Below are 15,038 nucleotides of genomic sequence, written 5' to 3'. Positions count from 1 at the left end.
CTCGCAGCACGGACGATGACGGCGGGGGAGCCGCGCCACAAGCGCGACTCCTCCGCCGTTCACCCGTAGATCTACGACTTCGAGAGAGAATCACAGACTCATGGCGAACTACACCGCCGCTGACGTCAAGAAGCTCCGCGAGCTCACCGGCGTCGGCATGATGGACTGCAAGAACGCACTGGTCGAGTCCGACGGCGACGTCGACAAGGCCATCGAGGCGCTCCGCATCAAGGGTCAGAAGGGCGTCGCCAAGCGCGAGGGCCGTTCTGCCGAGAACGGTGCCGTCGCCTCCCTGATCGCCGACGACAACACCTCCGGTGTCCTCGTCGAGCTGAAGTGCGAGACGGACTTCGTCGCCAAGGGCGACAAGTTCCAGGCCGTCACCAACGAGCTGGCCGCCCACATCGCCGCGACGTCCCCGGCCGACCTCGAGGCGCTGCTCGCGTCCGAGATCGCTCCCGGCAAGACCGTCCAGGCGTTCGTGGACGAGGCCAACGCCAACCTCGGCGAGAAGATCGTCCTGGACCGCTTCGCGCAGTTCACCGGCGGTTACGTCTCGGCGTACATGCACCGCACGATGCCCGACCTGCCGTTCCAGATCGGCGTCCTTGTCGAGCTCGACAAGGAGAACGCCGAGGTCGCTCGCGGCGTCGCGCAGCACATCGCCGCGTTCGCCCCGCAGTACCTCGCCAAGGAAGACGTGCCGGCCGAGAAGGTCGAGTCCGAGCGTCGCGTCGCCGAGGAGATCACCCGTGCGGAGGGCAAGCCCGAGGCTGCCATCGCCAAGATCGTCGAGGGTCGCGTCAACGGCTTCTTCAAGGAAGCCACCCTGCTCGGCCAGCCGTACGCGCTGGACAACAAGAAGTCCGTCCAGAAGGTTCTGGACGAGGCCGGTGTCACCCTGGTGCGCTTCAGCCGCATCAAGGTCGGCATCTGAGTCCGTCCGTACGCGACGGACACCGGACCCCGGTAGGGTCTGAAGCAGTCGTCCACGCTTGCGCAGGACGACCGCAGATCTGACGAGGAGGCCATTGCCGTAGAGGGAACCGCGAGGACCCACCGGCAATGGCCTTCTTCGTATGTGCACGAGGAGATCTCCATGAATCAGGGCGTGGACACCCACACCGCTTCCGACGACAAGAGCGACCACGAGAAGAAGGGCCGGCGCTTCATGCTGAAGCTGTCCGGTGAGGCCTTCTCCGGCGGCGGCGGACTGGGTGTCGACCCTGACGTCGTGCACGCCATCGCCCGCGAGATCGCGGCCGTTGTCCGAGACGGCGCGGAGATCGCGATCGTCATCGGCGGCGGCAACTTCTTCCGCGGCGCCGAGCTGCAGCAGCGTGGCATGGACCGTGCGCGGTCCGACTACATGGGCATGCTCGGCACCGTCATGAACTGCCTCGCCCTCCAGGACTTCCTGGAGAAGGAAGGCATCGACAGCCGCGTCCAGACCGCCATCACCATGGGCCAGGTCGCGGAGCCGTACATCCCGCTGCGTGCCGTGAGGCACCTGGAGAAGGGGCGCGTCGTCATCTTCGGCGCCGGCATGGGCATGCCGTACTTCTCCACCGACACCACGGCGGCCCAGCGCGCCCTGGAGATCGACGCCGAAGCCCTGCTCATGGGCAAGAACGGTGTCGACGGGGTCTACGACTCCGACCCGAAGGCCAATCCGGACGCGGTGAAGTTCGACGCGCTGGAGTACAGCGAGGTGCTGTCCCGGGACCTCAAGGTCGCCGACGCCACGGCGATCACGCTCTGCCGCGACAACAAGCTGCCGATCCTGGTCTTCGAACTGCTCGCCGAGGGCAATATCGCCCGCGCCGTCAAGGGTGAGAAGATCGGCACGCTCGTGAGCGACCAGGGCACCCGGGTCTGACCTCCGCATCGCCGGTCCACGCACGCTGCGGACCGGCCCGCCCCGCCCGCCTGAACCATCCATATCTGACATGCAGGAGCACGTGGTGATCGAAGAAATCCTCCTCGAGGCCGAGGAGAAGATGGAGAAGGCCGTCGTCGTCGCCAAGGAAGACTTCGCCGCGATTCGCACGGGACGTGCGCACCCGGCGATGTTCAACAAGATCGTGGCGGAGTACTACGGCGCCATCACGCCCATCAACCAGCTCGCCTCCTTCGCGGTGCCCGAGCCGCGCATGGCGGTCGTGACGCCCTTCGACGCGTCCGCGCTGCGCAACATCGAGCAGGCCATCCGCGACTCCGACCTCGGGGTCAACCCGAGCAACGACGGCCGCATCATCCGGGTGACCTTCCCCGAGCTGACGCAGGAGCGCCGCAAGGAGTACGTCAAGGTCGCGCGCACCAAGGCCGAGGACTCCAAGGTCTCCATCCGCGCCGTGCGTCGCAAGGCCAAGGACGCCCTCGACAAGCTCGTCAAGGACAAGGAAGCCGGCGAGGACGAGGTGCGCCGCGCCGAGAAGGAGCTCGACGACACCACCGCGAAGTACGTCGCGCAGGTGGACGAGCTGCTGAAGCACAAGGAAGCCGAGCTCCTCGAAGTCTGATGAACGACTCTTCCTGGCAGCCGGAGCCGGTTCCGGCGGGTCCCGCATACGATGCGCAGGCGGGCCCGCAGACTCGGCCCATGCCCATCGTGCCCGATGCCGCCGGCCGTGACTTCGACGACCGGGAAGCACGCGATCGGGGGGCCGCCGCCGCAGGCGGCCCCCTCTTCCGCGACGAGACGCCGCCGCAGGAGCCCATGCCCAGCCCCCCGCCTCCGCCCTCGCAGGCACCGCAGGACCCCTCGCCCCCACCGCAGAAGAAGCGTGCGGGGCGGGATCTGCGTGCCGCCATAGGGGTCGGCGTCGGCCTCGGTGCGGTGATCTTCGCTTCCCTCTTCATCGTCAAGGCGGTCTTCGTCGGCGTCGTCGTCGTCGCGGTCGTCGTGGGGTTGTGGGAGCTCACCTCCCGGCTCCAGGAGAAGAAGGGCATCAAGGCGCCGCTCGTCCCGCTCGCGGTCGGTGGCGCCGCCATGATCATCGCCGGGTACGTCCGGGGTGCCGAGGGAGCCTGGGTCGCCATGGCCCTGACCGCGCTCGCGGTCCTGGTCTGGCGGATGACCGAGCCGCCCGAGGACTACCTCAAGGACGTCACGGCGGGTGTCTTCGCGGCGTTCTACGTACCCTTCCTGGCGACCTTCGTCACGATGCTGCTCGCCGCCGACGACGGTCCGCAGCGGGTGGTGACGTTCCTGGTCCTGACCGTGGTCAGTGACACGGGTGCCTACGCGGTGGGCTGGCGCTTCGGCAAGACCAAGCTCGCGCCGCGCATCAGCCCCGGGAAGACCCGGGAGGGGCTCTTCGGGGCGGTGGCCTTCGCGATGGCGGCCGGCGCGCTGTGCATGGAGTTCCTGGTCGACGGCGGGGTCTGGTGGCAGGGCCTGCTGCTGGGGCTGGCCGTCGCGGTCAGTGCCACGATGGGCGACCTCGGCGAGTCGATGATCAAGCGGGACCTGGGCATCAAGGACATGGGGACCCTGCTCCCGGGACACGGCGGGATCATGGACCGGCTCGACTCCCTGCTGCCGACCGCTCCGGTGGTGTGGCTGCTGCTGGCCGCTTTCGTCGGCACCGGCTGACACCGGCCTCCGGTTACTCTTGAAAGGCGTGCTGCTTCTGCGGCGCGCCTTTCGTCTTACGAGGAGTACCTGCCATGGCCCGCCCTGTTCCGGGAGAGCTCACTTTCGTCGCCCCTCGCGGGGTGAAGAAGCCGCCCCGGCACCTCGCCGACATGACCCCGGCCGAGCGCCGCGAGGCGGTCGCCGCGATCGGCGAGAAGCCGTTCCGGGCCAAGCAGCTCTCCCAGCACTACTTCGCGCGGTACGCGCACGACCCGGCGGAGTGGACGGACATCCCGGCCGCCTCGCGGGAGAAGCTCCGCCAAGAGCTGCTGCCGGACCTGATGAACGTCCTGCGGCACATCTCGTGCGATGACGACACCACGCGCAAGACCCTGTGGAAGCTGCACGACGGCACGCTCGTCGAGTCCGTGCTGATGCGCTACCCGGACCGGGTCACCATGTGCATCTCCTCGCAGGCGGGCTGCGGGATGAACTGCCCGTTCTGCGCCACCGGCCAGGCGGGTCTGGACCGCAACCTGTCCACGGCCGAGATCGTGCACCAGATCGTGGACGGCATGCGCGCGCTGCGCGACGGCGAGGTCCCCGGTGGGCCGGCGCGGCTGTCCAACATCGTCTTCATGGGCATGGGCGAGCCGCTGGCCAACTACAACCGGGTCGTCGGCGCCATCCGTCGGCTGACCGACCCGGAGCCCGACGGTCTGGGGCTGTCCCAGCGCGGCATCACCGTTTCCACCGTCGGTTTGGTCCCGGCCATGCTGCGGTTCGCCGACGAGGGCTTCAAGTGCCGTCTCGCCGTGTCGCTGCACGCTCCGGACGACGAACTGCGCGACACCCTCGTCCCCGTGAACACCCGCTGGAACGTCCGCGAGGTGCTGGGCGCCGCCTGGGAGTACGCGGAGAAGTCCGGCCGTCGCATCTCCATCGAGTACGCCCTGATCCGCGACATCAACGACCAGGCCTGGCGTGGTGACCTGCTCGGCAAGCTCCTCAAGGGCAAGCGCGTGCACGTCAACCTGATCCCGCTGAACCCGACGCCCGGCTCGAAGTGGACGGCCTCGCGTCCCGAGGACGAGAAGGCCTTCGTGGAGGCCATCGCCCGCCACGGGGTGCCGGTGACCGTACGGGACACCCGCGGTCAGGAGATCGACGGCGCGTGCGGCCAGCTGGCCGCTTCGGAGCGCTAGGTTCCGTTTCCAGCCGGTCACATTCGGCCACGGGGTACTCTGTGGCCGAACAAATTTCATATTCCGACAGGGGAGCGCCACAGCGCTGAGAGTGCGGTAACCGTCACCGCAGACCCTCTGAACCTCGCCCCGGTCATTCGGGGTAGGAAGTTCGGTCACCACTCAAGCTGTTGCGCCCTGCCCGGCGTCCGCTCCACAGAGCGCCGGGCAGGGCCGCGTCTTCTCCTGGACATCCCAGGAGGAATTCACCAGTGAGCACCACCAGGAAGTACGCGGGCCTCGCGCTCGTGGCTGCGCTCGGCGTCGGCACCCTCAGCGCCTGCGGCGACGGCGGGACCAAGGACAAGCCGTCGGCGGGCGCGAGCGACGCCCCCAAGTCCAAGACCGTCACGCTCGTCTCCCACGACTCCTTCAACGTCAGCGACGCGGTCCTCAAGGAGTTCGAGCAGCAGAGCGGCTACACGGTCAAGAAGCTGAAGTCCGGGGACGCCGGCGCCGCCCTGAACCAGGAGATCCTCACGAAGGGCTCCCCGCGCGGCGACGTCTTCTTCGGCGTGGACAACACCCTCCTGTCGCGCGCCCTCGACAACGGCATCTTCACCGCGTACGAGGCCAAGGGCCTGGCGGAGGTCAAGCCCGAGTTCGTGCTCGACAAGGAGCACCGGGTCACCCCGATCGACTCCGGCGACATCTGCGTCAACTACGACAAGAAGTACTTCGCCGACAAGAAGATCGCCCCGCCGCAGACGCTGGACGACCTGATCAAGCCGGAGTACAAGGACCTGCTGGTCACCGAGAACGCCGCGACCTCCTCGCCCGGTCTCGGATTCCTGCTCGCCTCCGTCGGCAAGTACGGCGAGGACGGCTGGAAGGACTACTGGACCAAGCTGAAGGCCAACGGCGTCGAGGTCGTCGACGGCTGGGAGCAGGCCTACAACGAGCGGTTCTCCGGCTCCGCGGGCGGCAAGAAGGCCAAGGGCGACCGCCCGCTGGTCGTCTCCTACGCCTCCAGCCCGCCGGTCGAGGTGCTGTACGGCGAGCCGAAGCCGGCCGAGGCCCCGACGGGTGTCTCCACCGGCACCTGCTTCCGCCAGATCGAGTTCGCGGGCCTGCTGAAGGGCGCGAAGAACGAGGAGGGGGGCAAGGCCCTCCTCGACTTCCTGATCAGCAAGAAGTTCCAGGAAGACATGCCCCTGAACATGTTCGTGAACCCGGTCGTCAAGAACGCGGCGCTGCCGGAGCTCTTCACGAAGCACGGTGTGGTGATCGAGAAGCCGGAGAACGTCGCGCCGGAGACCATCGCCAAGAACCGTGAGCAGTGGGTCAAGGCATGGTCCTCGCTCGCCGTGAAGTAGGACGGGTGAGCCCGAAGGAGGGGACGCGGGCCACGCTGGTCAGGCTGGGCCTGATGGCGATCCCGCTCGTCTTCTTCGGGCTGTTCTTCGCCTATCCGGTCGCCGCGATCGTCGGGCGCGGACTCAAGACCGACGACGGCTGGCAGTTCGGCCGGATCGGCGAGGTACTGGCCCGGCCCGACATCGCCGACGTGCTGTGGTTCACCACCTGGCAGGCGGTCGCGTCGACGGCGCTCACGCTCCTGATCGCGCTCCCCGGCTCGTACGTCTTCGCGCGCTTCGAGTTCCCGGGCAAGCAACTGCTGCGGGCGGTGGTCACGGTGCCGTTCGTGCTGCCGACCGTGGTGGTCGGCACGGCGTTCCTCGCGCTGGTCGGGCGCAACGGACTGCTGGACGAGACGTGGGGCGTCCGCCTCGACACCACCGTCTGGGCGATCCTGTTGGCCCACGTCTTCTTCAACTACGCCGTCGTCGTACGGACGGTGGGCGGACTCTGGGCGCAGCTCGACCCGCGGCAGGAAGAGGCCGCCCGGGTGCTGGGCGCCGGCCGGTTCGCGGCCTGGCGGCGGGTGACGCTGCCCGCGCTCGGGCCGGCCGTGGCCGCCGCCTCGCTGATGGTCTTCCTGTTCACGTTCACCTCGTTCGGTGTCGTGCAGATCCTGGGCGGGCCGTCCTACGCCACCCTGGAGGTGGAGGTCTACCGGCAGACCGCGCAGTTGCTCGACCTGTCGACGGCCGCCGTGCTGACGATGATCCAGTTCGCCGCCGTCGGGCTGATCCTGTGCGTGCACGCCTGGACCGTGCGCAAGCGGGAGACGGCCCTGCGGCTCGTGGATCCGGCCCGGACCGCGCACCGGCCCAAGGGCGTGGCGCAGCGCGCCCTGTTGGGCGGGGTGCTGCTGACCGTGGCGCTGCTGATCGTGCTGCCGCTGGGCGTCCTGGTGGAACGGTCCTTCGACGCCCCCGGCGGGTACGGCCTCGACTTCTACCGGGCGTTGGCGGACGTGGGCGCGGGGGGCGGGACGTTCCTGGTCCCGCCGCTGGAGGCCATCGGGAACTCCCTGCGGTACGCGCTGGCGGCCACCGCCATCGCCCTGCTCATCGGGGGACTCGCGGCCGCGGCGCTGACCCGGCGCGCGGGTCGGTTCGTACGGGGCTTCGACGCGTTGCTGATGCTGCCGCTCGGCGTGTCCGCCGTGACGGTCGGCTTCGGATTCCTGATCACCCTGGACGAGCCCCCGCTCGACCTGCGCACCTCGTGGATCCTGGTGCCCCTGGCGCAGGCCCTGGTCGGAGTGCCGTTCGTGGTGCGGACGATGCTGCCCGTGCTGCGCGCCGTCGACGGCCGGTTGCGGGAGGCGGCCGGCGTGCTCGGTGCCTCGCCGCTGCGGGCCTGGCGGGAAGTGGACCTGCCGCTGGTACGGCGGGCCCTGCTGATCGCGGCCGGTTTCGCCTTCGCCGTGTCGCTCGGCGAGTTCGGGGCGACCGTCTTCATCGCCCGGGCCGACAGCCCCACGCTGCCGGTGGCCGTGGCGCGGCTGCTGGGGCGGGCCGGAGAACTGAACTACGGGCAGGCGATGGCCCTGAGCACGATTCTGATGCTGGTGTGCGCGGTGTCCCTGCTGGTGCTGGAGCGGCTGCGACCCGACAAGACCTCGGGAGAGTTCTGATGACGCTGCTTCGGCTGGACGGGGTGTCGGTCCGCTTCGGCGCGCGCGACGTCGTGGACGCCGTGGACCTGGAGGTCGCCGAGCACGAGATCGTCTGTGTGCTGGGTCCGAGCGGCAGCGGGAAGTCCACGCTGCTGCGGGTGGTCGCCGGGCTCCAGCCGGTCTCGGCCGGACGCGTGCTCCTGGACGGCGCGGACCAGGCCGCGGTGCCGGTGCACCGGCGCGGGGTGGGCCTGATGTTCCAGGACCACCAACTGTTCCCGCACCGCGACGTCGCCGGCAACGTCGGCTTCGGGCTGCGGATGCGGGGTTCCTCGCGCGACGCCTGCACGGGCCGGGTCGAGGAACTGCTGGACCTGGTCGGGCTCCCCGGAGCCGGGCGCCGCGCCGTCGCGTCGCTGTCGGGCGGCGAACAGCAGCGGGTCGCGCTGGCGCGGGCGCTCGCCCCGTCCCCGCGCCTGCTGATGCTCGACGAACCGCTGGGCCAGTTGGACCGGGGACTGCGCGAGCGACTGGTGGTGGAACTCCAGGGGTTGTTCTCCCGGCTGGGCACGACCGTCCTGGCGGTCACCCACGACCAGGGGGAGGCCTTCGCCCTGGCCGACCGGGTCGTGGTGATGCGGGACGGGCGGATCGCGCAGGTGGGGACCCCGCTGGAGGTGTGGGAGCGGCCGGCCTCGGAGTTCGTGGCACGGTTCCTGGGCTTCGAGAACGTGGTCCCGGCGACGGTGTCGGGCGGCGCCGCGGCCACCCCCTGGGGGAAGGTCCCGGTGCCGGACGGCTCGCAGGAGGGGGAGCGCCTGCTCCTGATCCGGGCCGCCGGGGTGACTCCGGCGGCCGAGGGGCTGCCGTGCGTCGTGGAGTCGCGGACCTTCCGGGGGACCCACGTGGCACTGCTGTTGCGACCCGAGTCGGGTCCGCCGCTGGAGGCCGAGTGCGGGCCTGTCGGGGCACCGGTCGTGGGGGACCGCATCGCGGTGACGTTCACCCCCGGCGAGGTCGTCGTCCTGCCCGCGCAGGACTGACCGGGGCCGATCGGGCGCCAATACGGCTCCGCCCCCGGACCCTTCGCCCGGTGAGGGCGGTGGGTCCGGGGGCGGGCGCGTTCCCCGTACGGCAGTACGGCAGTACGGCGGTGGGGCGGTTACGCGACCGGCACCGGGTCCGGGGACTCCGCCGGAGCCTCGGCGCCGTCGTGATTGCCGTACCAGGCCACCGCCACGGCGCCCGTCACCGCGAGGACGAAGCCCAGGACCGCCAGCCAGGCCAGACCGGGGCGGGAGGCGTCGCCCAGCAGGAGGACGCCGATGGCGCCCGGGAGCACCGTCTCGCCCACCACCAGGGCGGCCGTGGCCCCGTTCACGGAACCGATCTGGAGGGCCACCGTGTGCAGGTACATGCCGCCGATGCCCGCCACGAGGATGGCGTAGAGGGCGGGGTCGGACAGCAGGGCTACCAGGCCGAACGGCTCGACGCCGTTCAGGATGCGGACGCCCACCCCCAGCGCGCCGAAGGCCAGGCCGGACAGCAGACCGGCCAGGATCGCGGCCCGGCCGCCGAGGAACCGGACCGCCACCGTGCCGCCCACGATGATCAGCAGGGTGATCGCGAGCAGCCACCAGTGCGTGGACATCGGTGCGTGATGGCCGCCCTCGTGCCCCGCGGCCGTCGCCAGCAGCACGAGCGCCGCGCAGACGACCCCGATGGAGGTCCACTCCTTGCGGGTGAGCCGGATACCCAGCATCTTCACGCTGAGCACGGCGGTGATCACGAGGTTGGCGCTGATCACGGTCTGGGAGAGGAACAGCGGAAGGAGACGCGCCGCGAGCGCGCCCAGGCCGAAGCCCACGAAGTCCAGGATCGTGCCGACGATGAACTCCCAGGTCATCGCCGCCTTCGCGGTCGAGGACAGGTTCGGTCCGCCATGCGCGGTCACCCCGGCCGCGGCCGGGGACATCCGGGCCGCCCGGCGCGAGCCGACGGCTTGCAGGACGGATCCCGTGCCGTAGCAGATGGACGCCGCGATCGCGGTCAGCAGGCCTATGAGCACAGAGGGCTCCGTTCACGTCTGGCAGGTTTTGCGGTACCTCTACCAGACGTGCGAATCGGCCGGGAAGTTGCCTCGTCGGGTCAGCGCATCGAAGCGAGTGTCGCCGGGACCTCGTCCACCGAGTCCACCAGGGCGATCCTCGACTCCATCGACCGGCCGCGGGCCAGCGCCTGGAGCAGCGGCCAGGCCGGCAGGTGCTCCGTCCAGTGGGCGCGGTCGACCAGGACCATCGGGGTCGGTTCGCCGCGCGACTCGTAGTGGTTCGGCGTGGCGTTGTCGAAGATCTCCTGGACGGTCCCCGCGGCGCCCGGGAGGAAGACCACGCCCGCGGTGGACCGCGCCAGCAGCCCGTCCTCGCGGGTGGCGTTCGCGAAGTACTTGGCGATGTGGCCGGCGAAGGGGTTCGGCGGCTCGTGCCCGTAGAACCAGGTCGGGATCCCCACCGAGTCGCCGCCGTCGGGCCAGCGTTCCCGCACGGCGAAGGCCGCTCTCGCCCAGTCGGACACGGACGGCGTGAAGGAAGGGGCCTTGGCCAGCATCTCCAGCGCCTCGGGCAGCGCGTCGTCGGGCGCGGGGGCCAGGTAGGCGCCGAGGTTGGCGGCCTCCATCGCGCCCGGGCCGCCGCCGGTGGCCACGGTCAGCCCGGACCGGGTCAGGGTCCGGCCGAGCTCCGCCGCGCCGAGGTAGTCCGTACCGCCGCGGGCCATGGCGTGGCCGCCCATCACTCCCACCACCCGGGCACCGGCGAGGTGCTCGTCCAGGGCGTCGGAGACGGCGTCGTCGTGGATGGAACGCAGCATCGAGGCGTAGATGTCGCCGTCGGCCTTGATCTCCTGGAACCAGGCGTACGCCTGGGCGTCAGGGGTGGCCTCGTAGCCCTCCCGCAGGCCGGTGAACAGCTCGTCCGCGGTGTAGAGCAGACCCCGGTAGGGGTTGAACGGCAGGTCCGGCACCGGCGGGAAGACCAGGGCGCCGTCGGCGCGGACCTTCGCGGAGGCGTCGGGCTCCATGGCACAGCCGAGGAACACGGCGGCCGAGGTGTCGGCCGACAGCAGCGCGAACGTCCGCTCCAGCAGGTTGACCGACTGGACCCGGTAGCCGCTCAGGGAACCCCGAGCGGCGACCTGGTCGAATTCGGCGAGCGTCTCGATCTCGATGTCTGGGTTGACCATTCGGCCCACACTAAGGGCTGCGTCAGTCAGCGGGTCAACGCGAGAGACGTCAGTTGCGCCACACCCCAACTGAGGGATACGCATACGGCGAGCAGGGCAGTCGCGCGTACGGTGACGGCCGTACGCAGCACGGTTCCGGGGGTTCCCAGGTCGTTCAGGGTGTCCCGGACGGCGGTGCGGGACTGCCGCGACTCGACCGCGGATGTGAGGAGAGTCGCAGCCGCGCACAGCGCCACGAGCACGGCGGCCGGACCGGTCAGCGGGCCGAGCGGAGGCAGGAAACCGTCGGCGTCGCGCACGGCGAGGGTGGTGAGCCCGGCCGCCCCGATCGCGCACAGCACTCCGAGGGGACGGCCCAGCCGCGGCGCCTCCTCCTGGAGGGTCCGCCCGGCGAGCAGCCGGAGCGCACCCGGGCGGACGGCCTGCACCAGGGTTCCGCAGGCGAAGGCCACGCCCGGCCCGGCGAGGGCGAGTCCCAGGGCGATGAGCGCCCAGCCGGTCGGCACGGCGGCGCTGCCCCGTCCGGCGTAGGTCTCGACGGTCAGGCCGGAGGCGGTGAGGGCGACCCCCCAGGGGACCCCGCTCTGCGGGGACAGCCCGGCCAGGGGAGGACGGGAGCGCAGGGCGAGGGCCACCGCCGCCGAGGCGGCGAGGGGGATCAGGGCCAGCAGGGTCAGGGCGCCCGCCGCCGGCAGTGGCTGTTCGGCGTGCAGCAGCTCGGCGCCGGCTCCGTCGAACGGCAGCCCGCCCAGGTCGCCCCGCAGGTGCAGGAACGCGGCCAGGGCCACGGCGCCACCCAGGGCGCAGGCGACGGCGGTGGAGATCGCGGCGACGAGGGTGCGCCGTACGGGGCCCAGGCCGACCGCGTCCATGCCCTCCCGGGGCCGGGTCGCGGGGTCGGTCCGCGCCACGGCGACGGCGAACTGCACGGTGACGGCGAGCGGGACGAGCGCCCACAGCAGCCGAGGGAACGATCCGGCGGGTCGGGCCATGGCTCCGGCCAGCACGTACAGCAGCAGGAACCCGGTACCGGCGGAGGCGGTGGCGACGAGCAGCCGGCGCAGCTGGACCAGCGGCCGGGAGCCTCGGGCTAGGCGGAGAGCGAGCACGCGGCCTGGTCCTCCGTGGTGAGCGGGCCGGCCGCGGCGGCGACCGCGGCCGGGCGTCCGTCGAGCAGTTCGATCCGTCGGTCGGCGACGGTGGCGATCTCCTCGTCGTGGGTGGCGAGCAGCACGGAGATCTCGTGCGAGCGCGCCGCCGTGGTCAGGGTGCGCAGGAGCAGGGCGCGTTCGGTGCGGTGCAGGGAGGCCGTCGGCTCGTCGGCGAAGATCACCGTGGGCTCGTTGACCAGGGCTCGGGCGAGGGCGACGCGCTGTGACTCGGCCCGGGTGAGGGCGCCGGGGCGCTTGCGGGCGAAGCCGCCGATGTCGAGGCGGTCCAGCCATTCGCACGCGGCGCTCTTGGCGGCGCGGTGCGGGGTGCCGGCGAGGAGCAGCGGCAGTGCGGCGTTCTCCCACACCTTGAGTTCGGGCAGCAATCCGGGCTCGGGGCCGATCCAGCCGAACCGGTCGCGGCGCAGCCGTTCGCGGAGCGCGGCTCCCATGGTGTGCACGGGGACGCTGTTGAACCAGACCTCGCCCTGTTCCGGCACCAGCTGTCCGACGAGACAGCGCAGCAGGGTGGTCTTGCCGCTTCCGCGGGGGCCGGTCACGGCCAGGATCTCACCTTGGCGTACGCCGACGGAGACGCCGATGAGGCCTGGTGAACCGCTGTGGGAGTAGTGCAGGGACCGCGCCCAGAGCACATCATTGTCTGCCGGAGCCACCATGGCGTACACCTCCGTCCGGGGGAACGAAGCGGAGCCGGTTCGGTCACTGGCGCCGCAATGAGATGTAAAGAGATGAACGTCTTGGATGGTGACAGCACACGGCCCGGACCCCCGCGTTCTCACTCGAACGGGGGATCCGGGCCGTGTGGTTCGGACGATTTACCGCTTGTCGCGGGCCTTGCCTACAGCTTCGTCCACGCCTCCGTGAGCACCGAGCGCAGGATGCCCTCGATCTCGTCGAAGGTGCCCTGGTCCGCGATCAGCGGCGGGGCCAGCTGGATGACCGGGTCGCCACGGTCGTCGGCGCGGCAGTACAGGCCGTTCTCGAAGAGCGCCTTGGAGAGGAAGCCGTAGAGCACGCGCTCCGTCTCCTCGTCCGTGAAGGACTCCTTCGTGACCTTGTCCTTGACGAGCTCGATGCCGTAGAAGTAGCCGTTGCCGCGGACGTCGCCGACGATCGGCAGGTCGTGCAGCTTCTTCAGCGTCGAGAAGAAGGCGCCCTCGTTGTCCAGCACGTGCTGGTTGAGGCCTTCCTTGTCGAAGATGTCGAGGTTGGCCAGCGCGACCGCCGAGGAGACCGGGTGGCCGCCGAAGGTGTAGCCGTGCAGGAAGGTGTTGTCACCCTTGTAGAACGGCTCCGCGAGGCGGTCCGAGATGATGCAGGCACCGATCGGGGAGTAGCCCGAGGTCATGCCCTTGGCGCAGGTGATCATGTCCGGCACGTAGTCGAACTTGTCACAGGCGAACATCGTGCCGAGGCGGCCGAACGCACAGATCGTCTCGTCGGAGACGAGCAGGACGTCGTACTCGTCGCAGATCTCGCGGACCCGCTGGAAGTACCCGGGCGGCGGCGGGAAGCAGCCACCGGCGTTCTGCACCGGCTCCAGGAACACGGCGGCGACGGTGTCGGCGCCCTCGAACAGGATCTCCTGCTCGATCTGGTCGGCGCACCAGCGGCCGTAGGCCTCCGGGTCGTCGCCGAAGATCGGGGCGCGGTAGATGTTGGTGTTCGGCACCTTGTGCGCGCCGGGGACCAGCGGCTCGAAGGGGGCCTTCAGGGCCGGCAGACCGGTGATGGACAGGGCGCCCTGCGGGGTGCCGTGGTAGGCCACCGCGCGGGAGATCACCTTGTACTTGGTGTGCTTGCCCTGGAGCTTGAAGTACTGCTTGGCCAGCTTCCAGGCGGTCTCGACGGCCTCGCCGCCACCGGTGGTGAAGAAGACCTTGTTCAGGTCACCGGGGGCGTAGTGGGCGAGGCGCTCGGCGAGCTCGACGGCCTTGGGGTGCGCGTACGACCAGATGGGGAAGAACGCGAGTTCCTGCGCCTGCTTGTAGGCGACCTCGGCCAGTTCCTTGCGGCCGTGACCGGCGTTGACCACGAACAGTCCGGCGAGACCGTCGAGGTAGCGCTTGCCCTTGTCGTCCCAGATGTAGGTGCCCTCGCCCCGGACGATGGTGGGGACGGGGGAGTTCTCGTAGGACGACATGCGGGTGAAGTGCATCCACAGGTGGTCGTACGCGGTCTTGGAGAGGTCCTGGCTCACGGTTATCGGGTTCCCCACATGTAGGTCTGCTTCTTCAGCTTCAGGTAAACGAAGCTTTCGGTTGATCGCACGCCGGGGAGCGCGCGGATCTTCTTGTTGATCGTTTCCAACAGGTGGTCGTCGTCCTCGCAGACGATCTCCACCATCAGGTCGAACGAGCCCGCGGTCATGACCACGTACTCGCACTCGGCCATCGAGGTCAGTGCGTCGGCCACCGGGTCGAGGTCGCCCTCGACGTTGATGCCGACCATTGCCTGGCGCCGCAGGCCCACGGTGAGCGGGTCCGTTACGGCGACGATCTGCATGACGCCCTGGTCGAGCAGCTTCTGTACGCGCTGGCGCACGGCTGCCTCGGACAGGCCGACGGCCTTGCCGATGGCTGCGTAGGGACGGCGTCCGTCCTCTTGCAGTTGCTCGATGATCGCCAGGGACACAGCATCGACCGAAGGGGACGGTTGTCTGTTCCTGGAATCTGCGCTTCGACTGACCACGACCTCACTGTGCACGAGGAGTCGTCTGTTCCGCAAGCCGTAACCGATGAAATTCGTTGTTCGACGTCTCCGATTGCACGGATTTCGTAGTTGATGGTGTCTGGCTCTGTCGAAAGCGTCGGCCGAGGGGCTAGGCTTGGGGA

The 15,038-nt window shown here is 70.0% G+C and carries 14 protein-coding genes and 1 riboswitch; of the genes, 8 read left to right on the top strand and 6 right to left on the bottom strand.

What is annotated here, in order from left to right; all coding sequences use genetic code 11:
• Nucleotides 1–100 precede the first annotated feature (100 nt).
• From tsf to OTB19_RS09435, 8 genes are all read left to right on the top strand, one after another.
• Nucleotides 101–937: a translation elongation factor Ts gene (gene tsf, locus OTB19_RS09470; protein ID WP_053675167.1), complete on the top strand. Its 837-nt coding sequence runs from the start codon at nt 101–103 to the stop codon at nt 935–937.
• A 162-nt stretch (nt 938–1,099) separates the two neighbouring features.
• Nucleotides 1,100–1,879 carry a UMP kinase gene (pyrH, locus tag OTB19_RS09465; protein WP_267797587.1) on the top strand — a complete coding sequence of 260 codons (780 nt, stop codon included), beginning with the start codon at nt 1,100–1,102 and terminating at the stop codon, nt 1,877–1,879.
• Between the two features lie 85 nt (nt 1,880–1,964).
• Entirely contained in the window at nt 1,965–2,522 is a 558-nt protein-coding gene (gene frr / locus OTB19_RS09460; RefSeq protein ID WP_053675274.1) for a ribosome recycling factor, read from the top strand.
• The gene (locus OTB19_RS09455) at nt 2,522–3,598 is read left to right on the top strand and encodes a phosphatidate cytidylyltransferase (protein WP_267797586.1); all 1,077 of its coding nucleotides are present in this window, start codon (nt 2,522–2,524) and stop codon (nt 3,596–3,598) included. Before frr ends, OTB19_RS09455 begins: the two co-directional genes overlap by 1 nt.
• 74 nt (nt 3,599–3,672) lie before the next feature.
• Nucleotides 3,673–4,785: a 23S rRNA (adenine(2503)-C(2))-methyltransferase RlmN gene (gene rlmN, locus OTB19_RS09450; RefSeq protein ID WP_150517606.1), complete on the top strand. Its 1,113-nt coding sequence runs from the start codon at nt 3,673–3,675 to the stop codon at nt 4,783–4,785.
• A 58-nt stretch (nt 4,786–4,843) separates the two neighbouring features.
• Nucleotides 4,844–4,952: riboswitch (TPP riboswitch) on the top strand.
• Nucleotides 4,953–5,036: 84 nt separating this feature from the next.
• Nucleotides 5,037–6,140 carry a thiamine ABC transporter substrate-binding protein gene (locus OTB19_RS09445; protein ID WP_267797585.1) on the top strand — a complete coding sequence of 368 codons (1,104 nt, stop codon included), beginning with the start codon at nt 5,037–5,039 and terminating at the stop codon, nt 6,138–6,140.
• A gap of 53 nt (nt 6,141–6,193) precedes the next feature.
• Nucleotides 6,194–7,810, top strand: a complete 1,617-nt coding sequence (locus OTB19_RS09440; RefSeq protein ID WP_267797642.1) for an ABC transporter permease — start codon at nt 6,194–6,196, stop codon at nt 7,808–7,810.
• Complete coding sequence (locus OTB19_RS09435; protein ID WP_267797584.1) at nt 7,810–8,835, top strand: ABC transporter ATP-binding protein; 1,026 nt, start codon at nt 7,810–7,812, stop codon at nt 8,833–8,835. The genes OTB19_RS09440 and OTB19_RS09435 overlap by 1 nt, the downstream gene beginning before the upstream one ends.
• 119 nt (nt 8,836–8,954) lie before the next feature.
• On the opposite strand, the gene OTB19_RS09430 is transcribed toward OTB19_RS09435, so the two are convergent.
• The 6 genes from OTB19_RS09430 to OTB19_RS09405 all read right to left on the bottom strand — a co-directional run bounded on the left by OTB19_RS09430 (nt 8,955) and on the right by OTB19_RS09405 (nt 14,910).
• Nucleotides 8,955–9,860: a DMT family transporter gene (locus OTB19_RS09430; protein WP_267797583.1), complete on the bottom strand. Its 906-nt coding sequence runs from the start codon at nt 9,858–9,860 to the stop codon at nt 8,955–8,957.
• A gap of 80 nt (nt 9,861–9,940) precedes the next feature.
• Nucleotides 9,941–11,032 carry an LOG family protein gene (locus OTB19_RS09425; protein ID WP_267797582.1) on the bottom strand — a complete coding sequence of 364 codons (1,092 nt, stop codon included), beginning with the start codon at nt 11,030–11,032 and terminating at the stop codon, nt 9,941–9,943.
• A gap of 26 nt (nt 11,033–11,058) precedes the next feature.
• Nucleotides 11,059–12,141 carry a hypothetical protein gene (locus tag OTB19_RS09420; RefSeq protein ID WP_267797581.1) on the bottom strand — a complete coding sequence of 361 codons (1,083 nt, stop codon included), beginning with the start codon at nt 12,139–12,141 and terminating at the stop codon, nt 11,059–11,061.
• Nucleotides 12,123–12,860, bottom strand: coding sequence for an ABC transporter ATP-binding protein (locus OTB19_RS09415; protein WP_267797580.1), 738 nt, complete (start codon nt 12,858–12,860; stop codon nt 12,123–12,125). The genes OTB19_RS09420 and OTB19_RS09415 overlap by 19 nt, the downstream gene beginning before the upstream one ends.
• A 182-nt stretch (nt 12,861–13,042) precedes the next feature.
• Nucleotides 13,043–14,422 carry an aspartate aminotransferase family protein gene (locus OTB19_RS09410; protein WP_008737612.1) on the bottom strand — a complete coding sequence of 460 codons (1,380 nt, stop codon included), beginning with the start codon at nt 14,420–14,422 and terminating at the stop codon, nt 13,043–13,045.
• Entirely contained in the window at nt 14,407–14,910 is a 504-nt protein-coding gene (locus tag OTB19_RS09405; protein ID WP_053675186.1) for an Lrp/AsnC family transcriptional regulator, read from the bottom strand. The genes OTB19_RS09410 and OTB19_RS09405 overlap by 16 nt, the downstream gene beginning before the upstream one ends.
• Nucleotides 14,911–15,038 lie beyond the last annotated feature (128 nt).

Source organism: Streptomyces sp. H27-H5 (genome assembly GCF_026627505.1).
Lineage (GTDB): Bacteria > Actinomycetota > Actinomycetes > Streptomycetales > Streptomycetaceae > Streptomyces.
The sequence above is the reverse complement of the archived record's forward strand: the minus strand, read 5'-3'. Positions and strand labels throughout refer to the sequence as shown.

What these genes read in the sequence shown, in the direction of transcription:
- OTB19_RS09455 (WP_267797586.1), top strand. Translation starts at nt 2,522, where the DNA reads ATGAACGACTCTTCCTGGCAGCCGGAGCCGGTTCCGGCGGGTCCCGCA.
- OTB19_RS09415 (WP_267797580.1), bottom strand. Translation starts at nt 12,860, where the DNA reads ATGGTGGCTCCGGCAGACAATGATGTGCTCTGGGCGCGGTCCCTGCAC.
- OTB19_RS09440 (WP_267797642.1), top strand. Translation starts at nt 6,194, where the DNA reads ATGGCGATCCCGCTCGTCTTCTTCGGGCTGTTCTTCGCCTATCCGGTC.
- OTB19_RS09425 (WP_267797582.1), bottom strand. Translation starts at nt 11,032, where the DNA reads ATGGTCAACCCAGACATCGAGATCGAGACGCTCGCCGAATTCGACCAG.
- rlmN (WP_150517606.1), top strand. Translation starts at nt 3,673, where the DNA reads ATGGCCCGCCCTGTTCCGGGAGAGCTCACTTTCGTCGCCCCTCGCGGG.
- tsf (WP_053675167.1), top strand. Translation starts at nt 101, where the DNA reads ATGGCGAACTACACCGCCGCTGACGTCAAGAAGCTCCGCGAGCTCACC.
- OTB19_RS09435 (WP_267797584.1), top strand. Translation starts at nt 7,810, where the DNA reads ATGACGCTGCTTCGGCTGGACGGGGTGTCGGTCCGCTTCGGCGCGCGC.
- pyrH (WP_267797587.1), top strand. Translation starts at nt 1,100, where the DNA reads ATGAATCAGGGCGTGGACACCCACACCGCTTCCGACGACAAGAGCGAC.